General features: G+C 31.8%; 13 protein-coding genes. 9 read left to right on the top strand and 4 right to left on the bottom strand.

The features are described from left to right. Positions 1 to 86: 86 nt before the first annotated feature. The 3 genes from secA to ACKTTR_RS05685 all read left to right on the top strand — a co-directional run bounded on the left by secA (position 87) and on the right by ACKTTR_RS05685 (position 5591). Entirely contained in the window at positions 87 to 3437 is a 3351-nt protein-coding gene (gene secA, locus ACKTTR_RS05695; protein WP_408026913.1) for a preprotein translocase subunit SecA, read from the top strand. A 167-nt stretch (positions 3438 to 3604) separates the two neighbouring features. Next, complete coding sequence (locus ACKTTR_RS05690; protein WP_408026912.1) at positions 3605 to 4477, top strand: UDP-2,3-diacylglucosamine diphosphatase; 873 nt, start codon at positions 3605 to 3607, stop codon at positions 4475 to 4477. Positions 4478 to 4574: 97 nt separating this feature from the next. Beyond that, positions 4575 to 5591: a glycosyltransferase family protein gene (locus ACKTTR_RS05685; RefSeq protein WP_408026911.1), complete on the top strand. Its 1017-nt coding sequence runs from the start codon at positions 4575 to 4577 to the stop codon at positions 5589 to 5591. Here the strand turns inward: ACKTTR_RS05685 and ACKTTR_RS05680 are convergent. Beyond that, the gene (locus tag ACKTTR_RS05680) at positions 5578 to 6243 is read right to left on the bottom strand and encodes a uracil-DNA glycosylase (protein ID WP_408026910.1); all 666 of its coding nucleotides are present in this window, start codon (positions 6241 to 6243) and stop codon (positions 5578 to 5580) included. The two genes, ACKTTR_RS05685 and ACKTTR_RS05680, sit on opposite strands and share 14 nt — an antisense overlap. Before the next feature lie 37 nt (positions 6244 to 6280). On the opposite strand from ACKTTR_RS05680, the gene ACKTTR_RS05675 reads away from it, so the two are divergent. Together ACKTTR_RS05675 and ACKTTR_RS05670 are read left to right on the top strand one after the other, a co-directional pair. Next, a complete protein-coding gene (locus tag ACKTTR_RS05675; RefSeq protein WP_408026909.1) occupies positions 6281 to 8488 on the top strand; it encodes an endonuclease MutS2 in 2208 nt (735 codons plus the stop codon). Between the two features lie 96 nt (positions 8489 to 8584). Further along, positions 8585 to 8929 carry a 5-carboxymethyl-2-hydroxymuconate Delta-isomerase gene (locus tag ACKTTR_RS05670; RefSeq protein ID WP_408026908.1) on the top strand — a complete coding sequence of 115 codons (345 nt, stop codon included), beginning with the start codon at positions 8585 to 8587 and terminating at the stop codon, positions 8927 to 8929. Positions 8930 to 8998: 69 nt separating this feature from the next. Here ACKTTR_RS05670 and hutH read toward each other — a convergent pair whose 3' ends face one another. Beyond that, a complete protein-coding gene (gene hutH / locus ACKTTR_RS05665; protein WP_408026907.1) occupies positions 8999 to 10504 on the bottom strand; it encodes a histidine ammonia-lyase in 1506 nt (501 codons plus the stop codon). 168 nt (positions 10505 to 10672) lie between these two features. Between hutH and ACKTTR_RS05660 the strand changes: the two genes are divergently transcribed. Then, on the top strand, positions 10673 to 12061 hold the full coding sequence (locus ACKTTR_RS05660; RefSeq protein WP_408026906.1) for a TlpA family protein disulfide reductase: 1389 nt from the start codon (positions 10673 to 10675) through the stop codon (positions 12059 to 12061). 70 nt (positions 12062 to 12131) lie between these two features. Here the strand turns inward: ACKTTR_RS05660 and ACKTTR_RS05655 are convergent, their stop codons facing one another. Continuing rightward, positions 12132 to 12932, bottom strand: a complete 801-nt coding sequence (locus tag ACKTTR_RS05655) for a TIGR00266 family protein (RefSeq protein WP_408026905.1) — start codon at positions 12930 to 12932, stop codon at positions 12132 to 12134. 44 nt (positions 12933 to 12976) lie between these two features. Beyond that, complete coding sequence (locus ACKTTR_RS05650) at positions 12977 to 13432, bottom strand: DUF4442 domain-containing protein (protein WP_408026904.1); 456 nt, start codon at positions 13430 to 13432, stop codon at positions 12977 to 12979. Between the two features lie 154 nt (positions 13433 to 13586). Between ACKTTR_RS05650 and ACKTTR_RS05645 the strand changes: the two genes are divergently transcribed. Genes ACKTTR_RS05645 through ACKTTR_RS05635 form a run of 3 tightly spaced genes read left to right on the top strand, consistent with a single transcriptional unit; the run spans position 13587 to position 16343 of the window. Further along, entirely contained in the window at positions 13587 to 14015 is a 429-nt protein-coding gene (locus ACKTTR_RS05645; protein ID WP_047789418.1) for a DUF4870 domain-containing protein, read from the top strand. Positions 14016 to 14032: 17 nt separating this feature from the next. Further along, a complete protein-coding gene (locus ACKTTR_RS05640) occupies positions 14033 to 14377 on the top strand; it encodes a PadR family transcriptional regulator (RefSeq protein ID WP_028890785.1) in 345 nt (114 codons plus the stop codon). Then, positions 14370 to 16343, top strand: a complete 1974-nt coding sequence (locus ACKTTR_RS05635; RefSeq protein ID WP_408026903.1) for a PspC domain-containing protein — start codon at positions 14370 to 14372, stop codon at positions 16341 to 16343. The genes ACKTTR_RS05640 and ACKTTR_RS05635 overlap by 8 nt, the downstream gene beginning before the upstream one ends. Positions 16344 to 16345: the final 2 nt, after the last annotated feature.

Genomic DNA, 16345 nt, shown 5'->3' with positions numbered 1-16345 from the left:
TTTTGCTTACTTTTAAGCATTCAATAAAAAACACAAAAAACGCTAATTAAAAACAACTTAATTAGCTATAAAACAATATTTTACAAATGAGCGTTTTAAATTCGATTATAAAACTATTTGTTGGAGACAAACAACAAAAGGATCTAAAATCACTACAACCGATCGTTGAAAAGGTACGATCTTTTGAAAATTCATTAAGCAGTTTATCAAATGATGAATTACGGGCAAAAACAATTGAATTTAAATCGAAAATTAAAGACGCTACAAAATCTTTTAACGATAAAATAACTGAGCTTGAGGAAGAAGCTAAAAAAGCAGACATCGATCGTCAAGAAGAAATTTATACTGAAATTGACAAATTAAAAGACGAAGCTTACGAAGCGTCTGAAGCTGTTTTGTTAGACATTATGCCAGAGGCTTTTGCTGTTGTAAAAGAAACTGCTAAACGTTTTACTAACAATACAGAAATAGAGGTAACTGCGACTCCTTTTGATAGAGAATTATCTGCTACTAGAGAACACATTACTTTAGAAGATGACAAAGCTTTTTGGGCTAACTCATGGGATGCGGCTGGTAAAGAGGTAATTTGGGACATGATTCATTACGATGTACAGTTAATCGGTGGATCTGTATTACACCAAGGTAAAATTGCCGAAATGATGACTGGTGAAGGTAAAACCTTAGTTTCTACACTTCCTGTATACTTAAATGCCTTAACTGGTAATGGAGTTCACGTTGTTACTGTAAACGACTACTTAGCAAAACGTGACCGTGCGTGGATGGCTCCTATTTTTGAGTTTCACGGATTGAGCACTGACTGTATTGATTTCCATCAACCAAATTCAGAAGCACGTAGAGAAGCTTATAATGCTGATATCACCTACGGAACTAACAATGAGTTTGGTTTCGATTACTTACGTGATAACATGGCTAACTCTAAGAAAGATTTAGTACAACGTGCACCAAACTATGCTATTATTGATGAGGTGGATTCTGTTTTAATTGATGACGCTCGTACGCCATTAATTATTTCTGGACCAGTACCACAAGGAGGTGATCATGAATTTAATGAATTAAAACCTCTAGTTGCTGATTTAGTTTCACTTCAAAATAAATATTTAGTAGGTGTTTTAGCTGAAGCTAAACGTTTAATTAAAGAAGGAGACACTAAAGAAGGTGGTTTCTTGTTATTAAGAGTTTACAGAGGTCTTCCTAAAAACAAAGCCTTAATTAAGTTTTTATCTCAAGAAGGAGTTAAACAAATCCTTCAAAAAACTGAAAACTTTTACATGCAAGACAACAACAAGCTAATGCCTGAAGTTGATGCTGAATTATGGTTTACTATTGAAGAAAAAAACAATCAAATTGATTTAACTGATAAAGGTATTGCACACCTTTCTGATATCACAAAAAATGAAACATTCTTCGTTTTACCTGATATTAGTGTAAAAGTTGGTCAAATAGATAATAGCAATGCTACTCCTGAAGAGAAAGCTGACCAAAAAGAAGAATTATACCGTGAATTTAGTATAAAGAGTGAGCGTATTCATACCATGAATCAACTTTTAAAAGCATACACTGTTTTTGAAAAAGATGTGGAGTATGTGGTTATGGATAACAAAGTGATGATTGTAGATGAGCAAACAGGTCGTATTATGGACGGTCGTCGTTACTCTGACGGGCTACACCAAGCAATCGAAGCTAAAGAAAATGTGAAGATTGAAGACGCAACACAAACTTTTGCAACTGTTACTTTGCAAAATTATTTTAGAATGTATCGCAAATTATCTGGTATGACAGGTACAGCGATTACAGAAGCAGGTGAGTTCTGGGAAATCTATAAATTAGATGTAGTTGAAATTCCAACGAACAAACCAATTCAAAGAGACGATAAGCAAGATTTAGTATATAAAACTACTCGTGAAAAATATAATGCAGTAATTGAAGATATCGTTAAATTAGTTGGAGAAGGAAGACCTGTATTAGTAGGTACCACTTCTGTTGAAATCTCTGAATTATTAGGAAGAATGTTACAAATTCGTAAGATTCCTCACAATATCTTAAATGCAAAATTACACAAGAAAGAAGCTGATGTTGTTGCTGAAGCAGGTAAACCAGGAGTTGTTACTATTGCAACAAACATGGCTGGTCGTGGTACAGATATTAAATTATCTAACGAAGTTAAAACAGCAGGTGGTTTAGCCATTATTGGTACAGAACGTCATGATTCTCGTCGTGTAGACCGTCAGTTACGTGGTCGTGCAGGACGTCAAGGAGATGTAGGTTCTTCTCAATTCTATGTGGCTTTAGACGATAACTTAATGCGTTTATTCGGTTCAGAAAGAATTGCGAAAATGATGGATAGAATGGGATTAAAAGAAGGTGAAGTAATTCAACATTCTATGATTTCTAAATCTATTGAAAGAGCTCAGAAAAAAGTAGAAGAAAACAACTTCGGTATCCGTAAGCGTTTATTAGAATACGATGATATTATGAACGCTCAACGTGAGTTTGTATACAAGCGTCGTCGTCATGCTTTAGACGGAAAGCGTTTACAGATTGATATCGCAAACATGATTTACGATACTTGCGATTCAATTGTAAGACAAAACAAGGATGCTAAAGACTTCCAAAATTTCGAGTTTGAATTAATTCGTTTCTCTGCAATGACCTCTCCTTTTTCTGAAGAAGAGTTCAATAAAACATCAGAACAAGAATTAATTGACAAATTATACAAAATAGTAACTGAACACTATAAAAACGATGCAGAAAGAAATGCAGAAAATGCATTCCCTGTAATTAAAAATGTTTTTGAAAATGAAGGTGACCGTTACGAGCGCATTGTAGTTCCTTTTACTGATGGTACTAAAACACTACAAGTAGTTACCAACTTAAAAGAAGCTTACGAAAGTGAAGGAAAATCATTAGTTAACGACTTTGAGAAAAACATCACTTTAGCAATTATTGATGAGAACTGGAAAGATCATTTACGTAAAATGGACGAGTTAAAACAAACCGTTCAAAATGCTACGTATGAGCAAAAAGATCCGTTATTAGTTTATAAGTTTGAAGCTTTCGAATTATTCCAAGAAACCATTGATAAGATTAACAAAGAGGTGTTATCATTCTTGTTTAAAGGAAAGTTACCTAGTCAAGAAGCTTCACAAGTATCGGAAGCTCGTGAACAACAACGTGAGCAATTAGATTTACGTAAAGACGAAGTTCAAAACTCAACACAGCAAGCCATTAGCAATGCACGTAATCAACAAACACAAGAACAACAAGCTGTAGAGACTATTGTGCGTGAACAACCAAAAATTGGTCGTAACGAAAAAGTTACCATCAAGAATGTAATGTCTGGTGAAGAGAAAGAAGTTAAGTACAAGCAAGCCATTCCTTTATTAGAAAAAGGAGAATGGGTACTTTACAATAAGTAATCTTGAAACAAATTATATAAAAAAGCTCGGTTTTTACCGAGCTTTTTACTTTTACATAACCTTTACCACACTTTTTAGTAAAGATTTTATTACCAATAATTTATAATTACTTCACTTTATAAAAACATTCAAAAAGTAACTTTGATAAACATCGAAGTATACTTAGAATGAAAAAACACAAAAAACGTAAATTAGATATTGCTGTAATATCAGATGTACATTTAGGAACTTTTGGTTGCAGAGCTACCGAGCTTAACAATTACCTAAAAACCATCAATCCTAAAATATTAATTTTAAACGGAGATATTATTGATATTTGGCAATTTAACAAACGTTACTTTCCTAAACCACATATGAAAGTCATCAAGCAACTGATGAATTTTATCACTTCTGGAACAAAAGTTTACTACATCACAGGAAATCACGATGAAATGTTACGTAGGTTTAAAGGTTTTCGCTTAGGAAGCTTTGAAATCGTAAACAAAGTAGTACTAGATATTGACGGTAAGAAAGGATGGTTTTTTCACGGAGATGTTTTCGATGTCACCATGCAACACTCTAAATGGCTTGCTAAACTAGGTGGAATGGGCTATGATTTTTTGATTTTAATCAATACGATTGTAAACTGGGTAAGTCATAAACTAGGATACGGCAGACTATCCTTCTCCAAGAAAATTAAAAACAGCGTAAAAAGTGCCATTAAGTTTATTAATAATTTTGAAACTACTGCTGCTGACATTGCAATTGATGAAAGGTACGACTATGTAGTATGTGGACATATTCATCAACCAGAAATAAGAACTATCGAAACTGAAAAAGGAAGCACTGTATACTTAAACTCTGGCGATTGGATAGAAAACTTAACTGCTCTGGAATACAAAAACAAAACGTGGTCTTTATACGAATATGAAAAAGATGAGATCGCAAAAAACATTCATTTAGAATATCCTGTAAAAGATTTAGAACTCATCAGTTCTGAACACAATAATAGCGAGCTTTTTACAGAGTTACTTAAAGAATTTAATATTAAAACCCAATAATGATGAAAGCCCATAATGGGCATTTAGCTAGGAAATAGTCAACACCTATTTACATGGTAAAATTTCTAAAAACAAACAATTACGAAAATTTAAAAAGATGAAAATATTATATGCTTTTCAAGGAACAGGAAACGGTCATGCTAGCAGAGCATTAGAAATTATTCCACATTTACAAAGGCGTGGTGATGTAGATGTATTGGTTAGTGGTTCACAATACGAAATAGGACTTCCTTTCGATATAAAATACAAATTACATGGTTTGGGATTCGTTTTTGGTAAAAAGGGAGGAATCGATCTAATTAGTAGCTTAAAAGACTTAAACCTGAAGAAAGTTTACAAAGAAATTAAAACACTTCCTGTAAAAGAATACGATTTGGTTATTAACGATTTTGAACCTATTTCTGCTTGGGCATGTTTATTTAGAAATATTCCTATTATTTCTTTAAGTAACCAAAATGCTTTATTAAACGAGAAAAACTCTGCCTTTAAAAGGTTTAGATTAGAGCGTTTAATTATTAAATACTACGCACCTGCAAAAAACAAATTCGGATTTCACTTTAAAACACATTCCTCTTCTACTTTCTTACCTATTATTCGTAAAGAAATTCGTTATCGAAACATTACAAATAAAGGTCATTACACTGTGTATTTACCATCTTATAGTGACGAAAAAATAATCAAAGTACTTTCAAGCATAAAAGATATAAAATGGCAAGTCTTTTCTAAAAAAACTAAAGAACATCAATTCTTCCATAACATTACCATCTTACCAATTAACGACGATGCTTTTATCCGTAGCATGGCTTCTGCTAAAGGAATAGTTTGTGGTGCTGGTTTTGCAACACCTACCGAAGCTTTGTATTTACGTAAAAAATTATTGGTTATTCCTATGAAAAATCAATACGAACAACAATGTAACGCTGTTACCTTAAAAGAAATGGGAGTTACAGTCGTAAAAAAACTAAGCAAAAAACAGCTTCCTAAAATCGAAAAATGGATACACTCTAACAAAATAGTTGAAGTTCACTACCCTGACGTTACAGAAGATATGTTAGATGCAATTATTTTACCCTATTACAACAAAACCATTTTACCAGAAATTACCATTGAATAGTCTTTGAACCTATACTTTGTAAAAAATCGTTGGTTTTAGAAAAATGTTTGTTCTCAAACCAATAACCACGATTGGCACTTAACGGTGATGGATGCCCTGAAGTTAAAATGTGATGTTTGTTTTTATTAATAAGCTTTGCTTTTTTCTTGGCAAAACCACCCCAAAGTAAAAACACTACATCTTCTTTTTCTTCGGATATTTTCTGAATTACAGCATCAGTAAATTGTTCCCAACCTTGTTTTTGATGGCTTCCAGCCTCTCCTGCTCTAACAGTTAAAGTAGCATTTAACAGTAATACTCCTTGTTTTGCCCAACGAGATAAATCGCCATTTTTAGGATAAGGAATATTTATATCTTTTTCTATTTCTTTAAAAATATTAATAAGTGATGGCGGATGCGCAATACCATCATGTACCGAAAAACACAATCCGTTAGCCTGCCCTACTCCATGATATGGGTCTTGGCCTAAAATTACCACTTTTAAATCATCCAACGCACAAAAATCAAACGCAGCAAAAATGTCTGTTCCTTTTGGATAACAAGTATGTTTTGAATATTCATTTTTAACAAAACTGGTAAGATTTTCAAAATACGGTTTCTCAAATTCAGGTTGTAAAATATTTTTCCAGCTATCATTAATTTTTACTTGCATTGTTTGTTATTTTTGTCGTGGTTTCAAATATACTATTTTGACTAAAAATATTACAGAAAAAACACTTCAAGATTTAGAATTCACAACGGTTTTAGAACAAGTTGCAACGCACTGTATCTCTAATTTAGGAAAAGAGAAAACAATGCTAATTCAACCTATTTCAAACAAGAAAAAATTATTTTTTGAGTTGAATATGGTAAACGAATATGTAGCCTCTTTTGAAAATGAAAATCGAATTCCGAATCATTATTTTGAAGATATTTCTGAAGAAAGTAAGCGACTTACTATTGAGAATAGTTTTTTAGAAACAGACGGTTTCTTAAAAGTTTCAGCTGTTTCAGAAACTGTAAATGAACAAAAGAAGTTTTTAAAAAAGTTTCAAACCTACTACCCTACGCTATTTGCTCTGAGTGATGAAATTGAGTTTACAACAATAATTGTAGATAGTATAAAGAAAATAATTACTCCTTATGGTGAAGTTGCAGACAATGCCTCTAGTGCATTAAAACAAATACGAAAGGAAATTGGCTCTGTACGAGGTAAAATTTCTGAAAGTTTTTCTCGTGCATTGAGTAAAAATATAGCTAGCGGATATTTAGATGATATAAAAGAAACAGTAGTAGATAACCAACGGGTACTAGCTGTTTTGGCAATGCACCGTCGTAAAATTAAAGGGAGTTTATTAGGATCATCAAAATCAGGAAATATTGTATATATCGCTCCGCAAGCTACGTTAGCTTATAGTAGAGAGTTACAAAACCTGCTGTATGAAGAAAAACAAGAAGTTGTACGTATATTACGAGCTTTAGCTACTGAAATAAGACCTTTCACTCCGTTACTAACTGAATACATCTCTTTTCTAACACACTTAGATATGGTAGGTGCCAAAGCAAAATATGCTAAAAGCATTAACGGGCTACTACCTAAAATTACTAAAGAGAAAAAAATATTTTTAAAAAATGCGTTTCACCCTATTTTATGGCAAAAAAACAAGGCTAAGAATATTGAAACCATTCCGCAGACTATTCAGTTAAGTGAAGAACAACAAATTATTGTTATTTCTGGTCCGAATGCTGGAGGGAAAAGTATTACCTTAAAAACCATTGGTTTGTTACAGGTTATGCTTCAAAGCGGATTGTTAATACCTGTACACGAACGTAGTGAAACTACACTTTTTAATACGATTTTAACAGATATTGGCGATAACCAATCTATCGAAAACCAATTAAGTACCTATAGTTATCGATTAAAAAACATGCGCTACTTTTTAAGAAAGTGTAATGACAATACATTGTTTTTAATTGATGAATTTGGTACAGGTTCTGACCCTGAGTTAGGAGGTGCTTTGGCTGAAATTTTCTTAGAAGAATTTTACGAGAAAAAAGCCTTTGGAATTATTACCACACACTACGCAAACCTAAAAGTATTGGCAGATGAATTAGATAATGTTACTAATGCCAATATGCAATTTGATGAACGTACTTTAGAACCGCTTTATAAACTATACATTGGACAAGCTGGAAGCTCTTTTACTTTTGAAGTAGCACAAAAAAACGGAATTCCGTATAGCTTAATCAATCGTGCTAAAAAACGTGTTGAAACTGAAAAAATTCGTTTAGATAAAACGATTTCCAAACTTCAAAAAGAAAGAAATCGATTGCAAAAAACTTCTGAAAGTTTAAATAAACAAAAATCTAAAGGACAAGAACACATTGAAAACTTACAGGAAAAAGAGCTTAAAATACGTGAAAAGCTAGAAGGTTTTCAAGAATTATACGATAACAACCAACGTATGTTATCTTTAGGAAGGAGTATTAATGAAATGCTTAATAAATACTTCCAAACAAATAATAAAAAAGAACTTTCTACTAGTTTTTTTAAATGGGCAATGGCAGAAAAGACCAAGTACATAAAGAAAAACCCACCTAAAAAGAAAACAAAAATAGAAAAGAAACAAGATAAAGTTGAGGCTCAAAAACAACAAGAAGCTATAAAAAAAGTAGAGAAAGAAGTGCTTCAAAAGGTTGTAAAGGTTCGTGAAGAAAAGAAAAAAGAAGCAGAAAAAATTGCCAAAGAAAAAGCGGCGTATGTTTTTAAAGTAAACGATAGAGTTCGTCTAGTTGATGGTAACGCAGTAGGTACTATTGATAAAATAGAAAAGAAAAAAGCCTTTATCAATTATGGTTTATTTACTACGGAAGCTAAAATTGAGCAATTAGAGTTAGTAGAACGTGCAAAAAAATAATTTTTAAGTTATAAAAAAATCATACAGCAACCTCTACTATTAGAATTTACAAAGAGTTGCTATACTTTAACCAACAAAACAACTAAATAAAAAATTATGCCACATTTTGTGATTGATTGCTCTGAAAACATCATTAAATTAAAGTCTCCTAAAGAAATTATACAAAAAGTTTATGATACTGCTGAATCAACTGATCTTTTTGACAAGCGGGATATTAAGGTAAGAATTAATCCTTTTGAATATTATATTACGGGAAATACTAACGATGATTTTATCCATGTTTTTGCAAACATTATGGAAGGAAGAAACACTGCACAAAAAAAGAATCTTTCAGAAAAAATCATTACTGAATTAAAACTTATGTTACCTGAAGTTCCTATTATTTCTATTAACATAAGAGACTTTGAAAAGGCTACTTACTGTAATAAATCTATGGTATAAACGTACAAACAAAAAAGCTCAAATTGTAAGTATACAATTTGAGCTTTTTTTAGTTATTTCTATAACTATTTAAAACAATTCGTCAACTTCAATAGTTAAGTTATTGATAAAAGTCTCTGCATTCTTTATATCATTATGTAGCACCCTATCATCATTTACTACAGATACATCTTGCCTAAACATATTTACAAAAGAAGTTAAAAACTCAGAAGTATTATGAGTTCTAAAAGAAAGCCCTTGAGAAGCATTCATTAACTCAATAGCTAATACTGAACACACATTATCTATTACTTTTTTAGCTTTTACAGCCGCATTAGCCCCCATACTTACATGGTCTTCTTGTCCATTACTCGATACAATAGAGTCTACACTAGATGGAGTACAGAATTGTTTATTTGCACTTACAATACTAGCCGCAGTATATTGTGGAATCATAAATCCACTATTTAATCCTGGGTTAGACACTAAAAAGTCAGGTAATCCTCTTAAACCAGAAACTAACTGATAAGTTCTTCTTTCAGAAATATTTCCTAATTCTGCAATCGCAATTGCTAAATAATCTAATGCTAAAGCTAGTGGTTGCCCATGGAAATTTCCTCCTGAAATAATAATATCTTCATCAACAAAAATGTTTGGGTTATCTGTTACCGAATTAATTTCAGTAATAAATGTTTTTCTTACAAACTCTAATGTGTCTTTTGTTGCTCCATGAACTTGTGGCATACATCTGAAAGAATAAGGATCTTGCACATGCTCTTTTGGTTGTTGTATTAGCTCACTCCCTTCTAACATTTCCTTAATACGTTTAGCTGTAGCTAATTGTCCGTTATGAGGTCGTACTAAATGTATCAATTCGTTAAAAGGCTCTATTCTTCCATCAAAAGCTTCTAAAGAAACCGATCCAATAACATCTGCTAAGTAAGAAAGTTTGTATGCTTTTAACAAATTATGTACACCATAGGCACTCATAAATTGAGTTCCATTTAATAATGCTAGTCCTTCTTTAGACTGTAGATTAATTTTCTCCCAACCGAATTTTTCTAATAAACTCTCTCCTGAAATTCGCTCTCCTTCAACATACACTTCTCCTAAACCAATCAATGGTAATGAAAGATGTGCTAACGGTGCTAAATCACCAGATGCTCCCAACGAACCTTGTGTGTATACAACAGGTAAAATATTATTGTTATAAAACTCAATCAAACGTTCAACAGTAGCCAACTGAACCCCAGAATGACCATAACTTAATGATTGTATTTTAAGCAACAACATTAACTTTACAATTTCTTGAGGAACTTCATCTCCTGTTCCACAAGCATGACTCATTACTAAATTTTCTTGAAGTTGTTGTAGGTTATCTCCACTAATTTTAACGTTACATAACGAACCAAATCCTGTATTAATTCCATAAATAGGATCGCTATGGGTTTTCATTTTCTCATCAAGATAAGCGCGACATTTTAATATCTTTTCTTTTGATTCTTCTGATAAAGAAAGCTTTTTATCTAGTAATACAATACTATGAATATCTTCTAAACCAACTGGTTGTGAATTTATTATATGTGTAGTATCCATTTTAATATTTTTAAGGTGTACAAAGAACCAAAAAAAAGATAAAACTTCAAGGTGATTTTTTGTAAAAAATAGAGTGTCGTTTAAATAAACTGTTAATTTTTTTGATAAAAAAGTTAAAAAAAGTAACTTCGGCGCCTTAAACACCATATTCTCACTAAACATTAAACAATGAAAAAACTAGTACTTTTAGTCCTCATAGGAGTTACCATAATTTCATGTAAAAAGGAAGAAAAACCTGTTAAAGACTACTTGATCTTAACGGGTAAAATTGACAACTTCAAAAAGAGTAATATTACTTTAAATGGCTTTCGTTTTGAAAAGAAAATTAAATTTGATAAAAAGACTGGTTCTTTTATTGATACCCTTAGAATTAATAGAGATGGTTATTACACTCTAGTTTGTGATAAAAAACCTATTAATTTATACTTAACAAAAACTGATGATGCAGGTATTGTATTTGATTACAAGAATGCTGACTTCATTAATTTTGAAGGTACTAATAAAAACATCAATAGTTACCTTTATGAAAAGCAAAAAACTTGGCCTGAAATACTCGTTAGTGCCAATAAATACTTTGCCTTAGAAGAAGAAGATTTCTTAAACAAAACTAATGAGTACAAAGATGCTGTAACTGAACTTTCTATTTCTAAGCAGTTACCTGCAGACTTCTTAAAACAAGAAGTAAAAAATATTGACTATGAATGCTTAAGAAACTTATATAACTATCAAGATTTTCATGCTACCTTAACTGGTGACAAAGATTTTAAAGTTTCGGAAGATTTCCCTGACCCATTAGAAAACTTTAACTATAGCAGCGGAGCAGATTATGTTAACTGTTACTTCTACAGAGCAATGTTAGAAGCCGAGTTAAAAAATATGGCAAAAGGAAATAATAAAGAAGGTGATGATTATTATTTAACTTATTTAGAAACTGTACAAACTGAAGTTACTGACACAATTGCTAAAAACGATTTGTTATATAACAGTGCTCAAAATAGTATTACATATGCTAGTGACTTGAAAGAATTTTACAGAAAATTCATGGCATATTCAACTAATGAAACACATAAAAAAGAAATTACTGAAGATTACAATTTATTAAAAACCACTGCTAAAGGACAACCTGCTCCTAAGTTTAAGGATTATGTAAACTATGATGGTGGTACAACTTCTTTAGATGATTTATTAGGCCACGGAAAGTACTTATACATTGATGTTTGGGCTACTTGGTGTGCTTATTGTAAAAGAGAGATACCTTTATTAAAGAGATTAGAGCAAGAATACCATGGTAAAAACATTGAGTTTGTAAGTATTAATGTTGATGCTAAAGGTAATGACGAAAAATGGAAAGAAACCATTCAAGATAGAGAAATGACTGGTATACAATTAATGGCTGGAGATAGCCACTTAAATTTAGATTGGGCTCAAAATTTCTTAATTAAAGGTTTACCAAGATTTATCATCATTGATCCTGAAGGTAATATTGTAAGTCCAAACGCTCCAGCACCATCAGAAGGAGAACGTTTAATCAATATGTTTGAAGAATTAGGTATCTAATTTACCTACATCATAAAATAAAAAAGACCACTAATTTTTATTAGCGGTCTTTTTTATTTACTTCTTATTTCTAAAACCTATTATCTCCATCTAAGATATCTCCTAAGCCTCCTAAAACACTTCCTTCTCCTCTATCTCCTTTTCCTGTTTGCGGAGCCATTGCTAACACTCTACCTGCTAACCTACTAAATGGTAGTGATTGAATATATACAGTTCCAGGTCCCTTGAGCTTTGCAAAGAATAATCCTTCTCCTCCAAAAATGGTATTCTTTATACCTCCTACAAACTCAATATCATAATCAACGTCTTGTGTAAAGCCTACAATACAACCTGTATCAACTTTTAAAACTTCTCCTGGTTGTAATACCTTTTTTGCCATAGTACCACCTGCATGCACAAAACCTATACCATCACCTTCCATTTTTTGCATGATAAATCCTTCTCCTCCAAACAACCCTCTACCTAAACGTTTTGAAAACTCAATTCCGATAGAAACACCTTTAGCAGCACATAAAAAAGCATCTTTTTGACAAATAAACTTTCCTCCGAATTCTGTTAAATCAATTGGAATTATTTTTCCTGGATATGGTGAGGCAAAAGAAACCTGCTTTTTACCCTGACCGTCATTTGTGAATACAGTCATAAACAAACTTTCTCCTGTTAAAATTCTTTTACCTGCTGAAAAAATCTTTCCTAATAATCCTTTTTCTTGATTTGAACCGTCTCCAAAAATCGTGTTCATTTTCACATCAGCATCCATCATCATAAAGCTACCACTTTCGGCAACTACTCCTTCTTGCGGATCTAATTCTATTTCTACATACTGCATTTCTTCTCCAAAAATGCGATAATCTATTTCGTGTGCATTCATAAGTTTTTATTTTTTATCTATTAGACATCAAAATCTTCTTTTTGTTACGACTTTACCTTTAAACTCCATTCATATTCAAATTTTGAAACAGAAATCCCTTCTTCATTAAAACCTTCTGAAGTAACAGTAACTGTTTGCCCTTCACCTGTATCAACTGCTTTTTGTATAGTTTCTCTTATTAACTTACCATCGTTACATTCAAAACGAATTTTCCCTGTAGCCTTTTTAGTAAAAGTTCCATTCATGTTAGTAACCAACATAGAAATTTTTTTATTCGATGCATCTATTTCTTTCATCACCAAAATACCTGTAGATAGTTCTGATGCCATTCCTTGCACTGCCCAAAACATCGATTTAAACGGATTTTGATTTACCCATTTGTGGGTTACTTTAACCACTGCTGTATCGTTAGTAAGTGACTTTAACCGCACTCCAGTAAAAAAAGCCGAGGGTAACTTAAATAATAAAAAGGCATTAACTTTTTTAGGTGTAAACTTCATTTTTTCAGTATTTACAGGCAATGTACAGCTTTTTCTTTAATTATATTACTTGAGCCAAATGTTAAATTTTGTTAATTTTTAGTACTATGTATTGCATAATACCTTTTAAAAGATATATATTTGCATTGTAAAGTATTATATAAATCATTTCACTATGCAACACAACAATCAAAATACCAATGCTTTTTTAATACACATTTCTGCTTTTGCAGGGTACTTATTTCCTTTAGGAAGCATTATTACCCCGCTCATATTATGGCAAACTTTAAAAGAACGAAGTCCTTTTTTAGATGAACATGGTAAAGAAGCTGTTAATTTTAACATTAGTTATAGTTTATACATTTTTATACTAGGCCTTTCTTTTATTCCTTTTTTCTTCGGAAGAATTTTCAACGGATTTGATGGTATAGATATCGACTTTGGTGGATACCATGGACATGGAGGATTGTTTGGCATTTTTGGATTTGCTTCTGTTGTAAGTATTGTTGCTCTTATTAAAGTAGCTCTAATAATTATAGCAGCTATGAAAGCTAATAAAGGTGAAATGTATAAATATCCGCTTACAATAAAATTTATAAAATAACCCATAAACCGCATTACATGAAGATTGAAAACACAAAAGCACAAATGCGTAAGGGCGTTTTAGAATACTGTATCTTATCTATTTTACAAAAAGGAGATGCATACACCTCTGAAATACTCTCAAGTCTTAAAAGTGCTGAAATGATTGTGGTTGAAGGAACCATATATCCGTTACTTACCCGCTTAAAAAACGCAGGATTATTAAGTTACAGATGGGAAGAATCAACCTCTGGACCTCCAAGAAAATATTACGTACTCACAGAAAATGGCGGAATGTTCTTGAAAGAATTAGACAAAACATGGCATAATTTAGTAAACGCAGTAAACCAAGTAACAAGTACAAAATCAACTAAAGATGAATAAGACAATAAATATAAACCTGGGCGGATTTTTCTTCCACATAGATGAAACTGCCTATCAGAAATTAAAACGATACTTAGACGCCATCGCTCGTTCATTAAGCGATGACCCACAAGGAAAAAATGAAATTATAGCTGATATTGAAGCTCGTATTAGTGAGTTATTATCTGAAAGAATTACCGATGCTCGTCAAGTAGTAAATGAAAGCGATATTGAAGAAATTATTGCTATCATGGGGCAACCTGAAGATTACGCAGAAGCTGAAGAAGCATATAACGAAAATACTTCTTACAGTTACAATAGAAACACCTCTAGTAAAAAAATGTTTAGAGATGGTGACGACAAGTTTTTAGGTGGAGTTTGCTCTGGACTAGGACATTATTTTAACATAGATGTTGTTTGGATTCGTTTAGCCTTTCTAATTTTAACATTGGCTGGGTTTGGTTTCGGAATTATAGGCTACATCATTTTATGGGTTATTCTGCCAGAAGCTAAAACTACCTCAGAAAAATTACAGATGGAAGGTGAAGCTGTAAATATTGATAATATTGAAAAAAAAATTCGTAATGAGTTTGAAAACCTTTCATCTAAGGTAAAGGAAGGCGCCCATGATTTATCGGATAAAATTTCAAATGCTGATTATCAAAAACTACGCAACCAAACTAAATCTGGTTTTCAGGATTTCATAGACACTATGGGTAAAATTTTACTAGCCGTATTCAAAGTGTTTGGTAAATTCATGGGCGTTTTATTAATATTTATCGCTGGTATTACAATCATTTCATTGCTACTAACCTTATTTTCTGTAGGAAGCTTAGAAATCTTAAATTTTGATGGAGATATGATTCACTATCCTCCCTTCTTTTACGATTCGGCAATGCCTAAATGGTTATTAATGACATTTGTATTTTTCTTGATAGGAATTCCTTTTGTTGTCCTATTTATTTTAGGATTACGAATTTTATCTCCTAATGTTAAAAGACTTGGTATTGCAACCGTTTTAACATTATTCGGACTTTGGTTGGTATCTTTATTGGCAATAGGGTTCTCTGGTATTGAATATTTTACCACACATGCTTATGATGGTGCACATGTTTCAAAACATAGTATTACATACAATCAAGAAGAGCCTTTAAAAATACGAGTAATAAATGACGATAATATTTACTATCAACACAATTTACGTAATAGAGATAATTCAGTATCTGTTCATGTAAATGATAAAGAAATGAAGTACTCTAATGATATAAATATTGATGTTCGTAAGAGTGAAACTGGTAATGCTTATATAGAAATAAAGAAAACTTCTGAAGGAAGAAAGCGTCATAATGCCAATAACAATGCAGAAGCTATTCTGTACAACTTTAAAACAGCAAACAACACCATTGTTTTTGATGCCTTTTTTATTAGTGAATACAAAAACATGTGGAAAGATGAAGAAATTGACGCTATTTTATACATTCCTGAAGGAACAACTGTATATTTTGAAGGTTCATCTCGTAACTTTTTAGATGATGTAAAAAACGTCCAAAACGTATACGATCGTGATATGGCTAATCATCATTTCAAAATGACTTCTAAAGGTTTTGACTGTTTAGATTGTGATGAAGAAGATATTAATAATGAAGATTCTGACGATTGGGACTCTGATAATGATGATGAAGTAAGCTTTTTATTTGACAGCACAATTAATGATGCAAAAGCTGAATTTATCATTTCTAAAAAAACTACTGAAGATGAACTTAACAAATTAATTGACTGGTTTAAAGATCGCAAAAACATAGATATTGATATTGTTGACTCAAAGTTTAATAGTGACAAAACAATTAGTAATCTCGTTTTAGAAATTGATTGTAACGATGGATATGTAGGTAGTATTAAAATTTCAAACGGTACATTAGATAATATATCTAAAGGTTTCCGTAGACTGTATAATGAAGAAGGAGTTTTGAGCTTTAAAACTTGGTAAAC

The sequence above is a fragment of the Tenacibaculum litoreum genome (assembly GCF_964513915.1).
Classification (GTDB): Bacteria; Bacteroidota; Bacteroidia; order Flavobacteriales; family Flavobacteriaceae; genus Polaribacter; species Polaribacter litoreum.
This window is presented reverse-complemented; position numbering and strand designations above follow the sequence as displayed.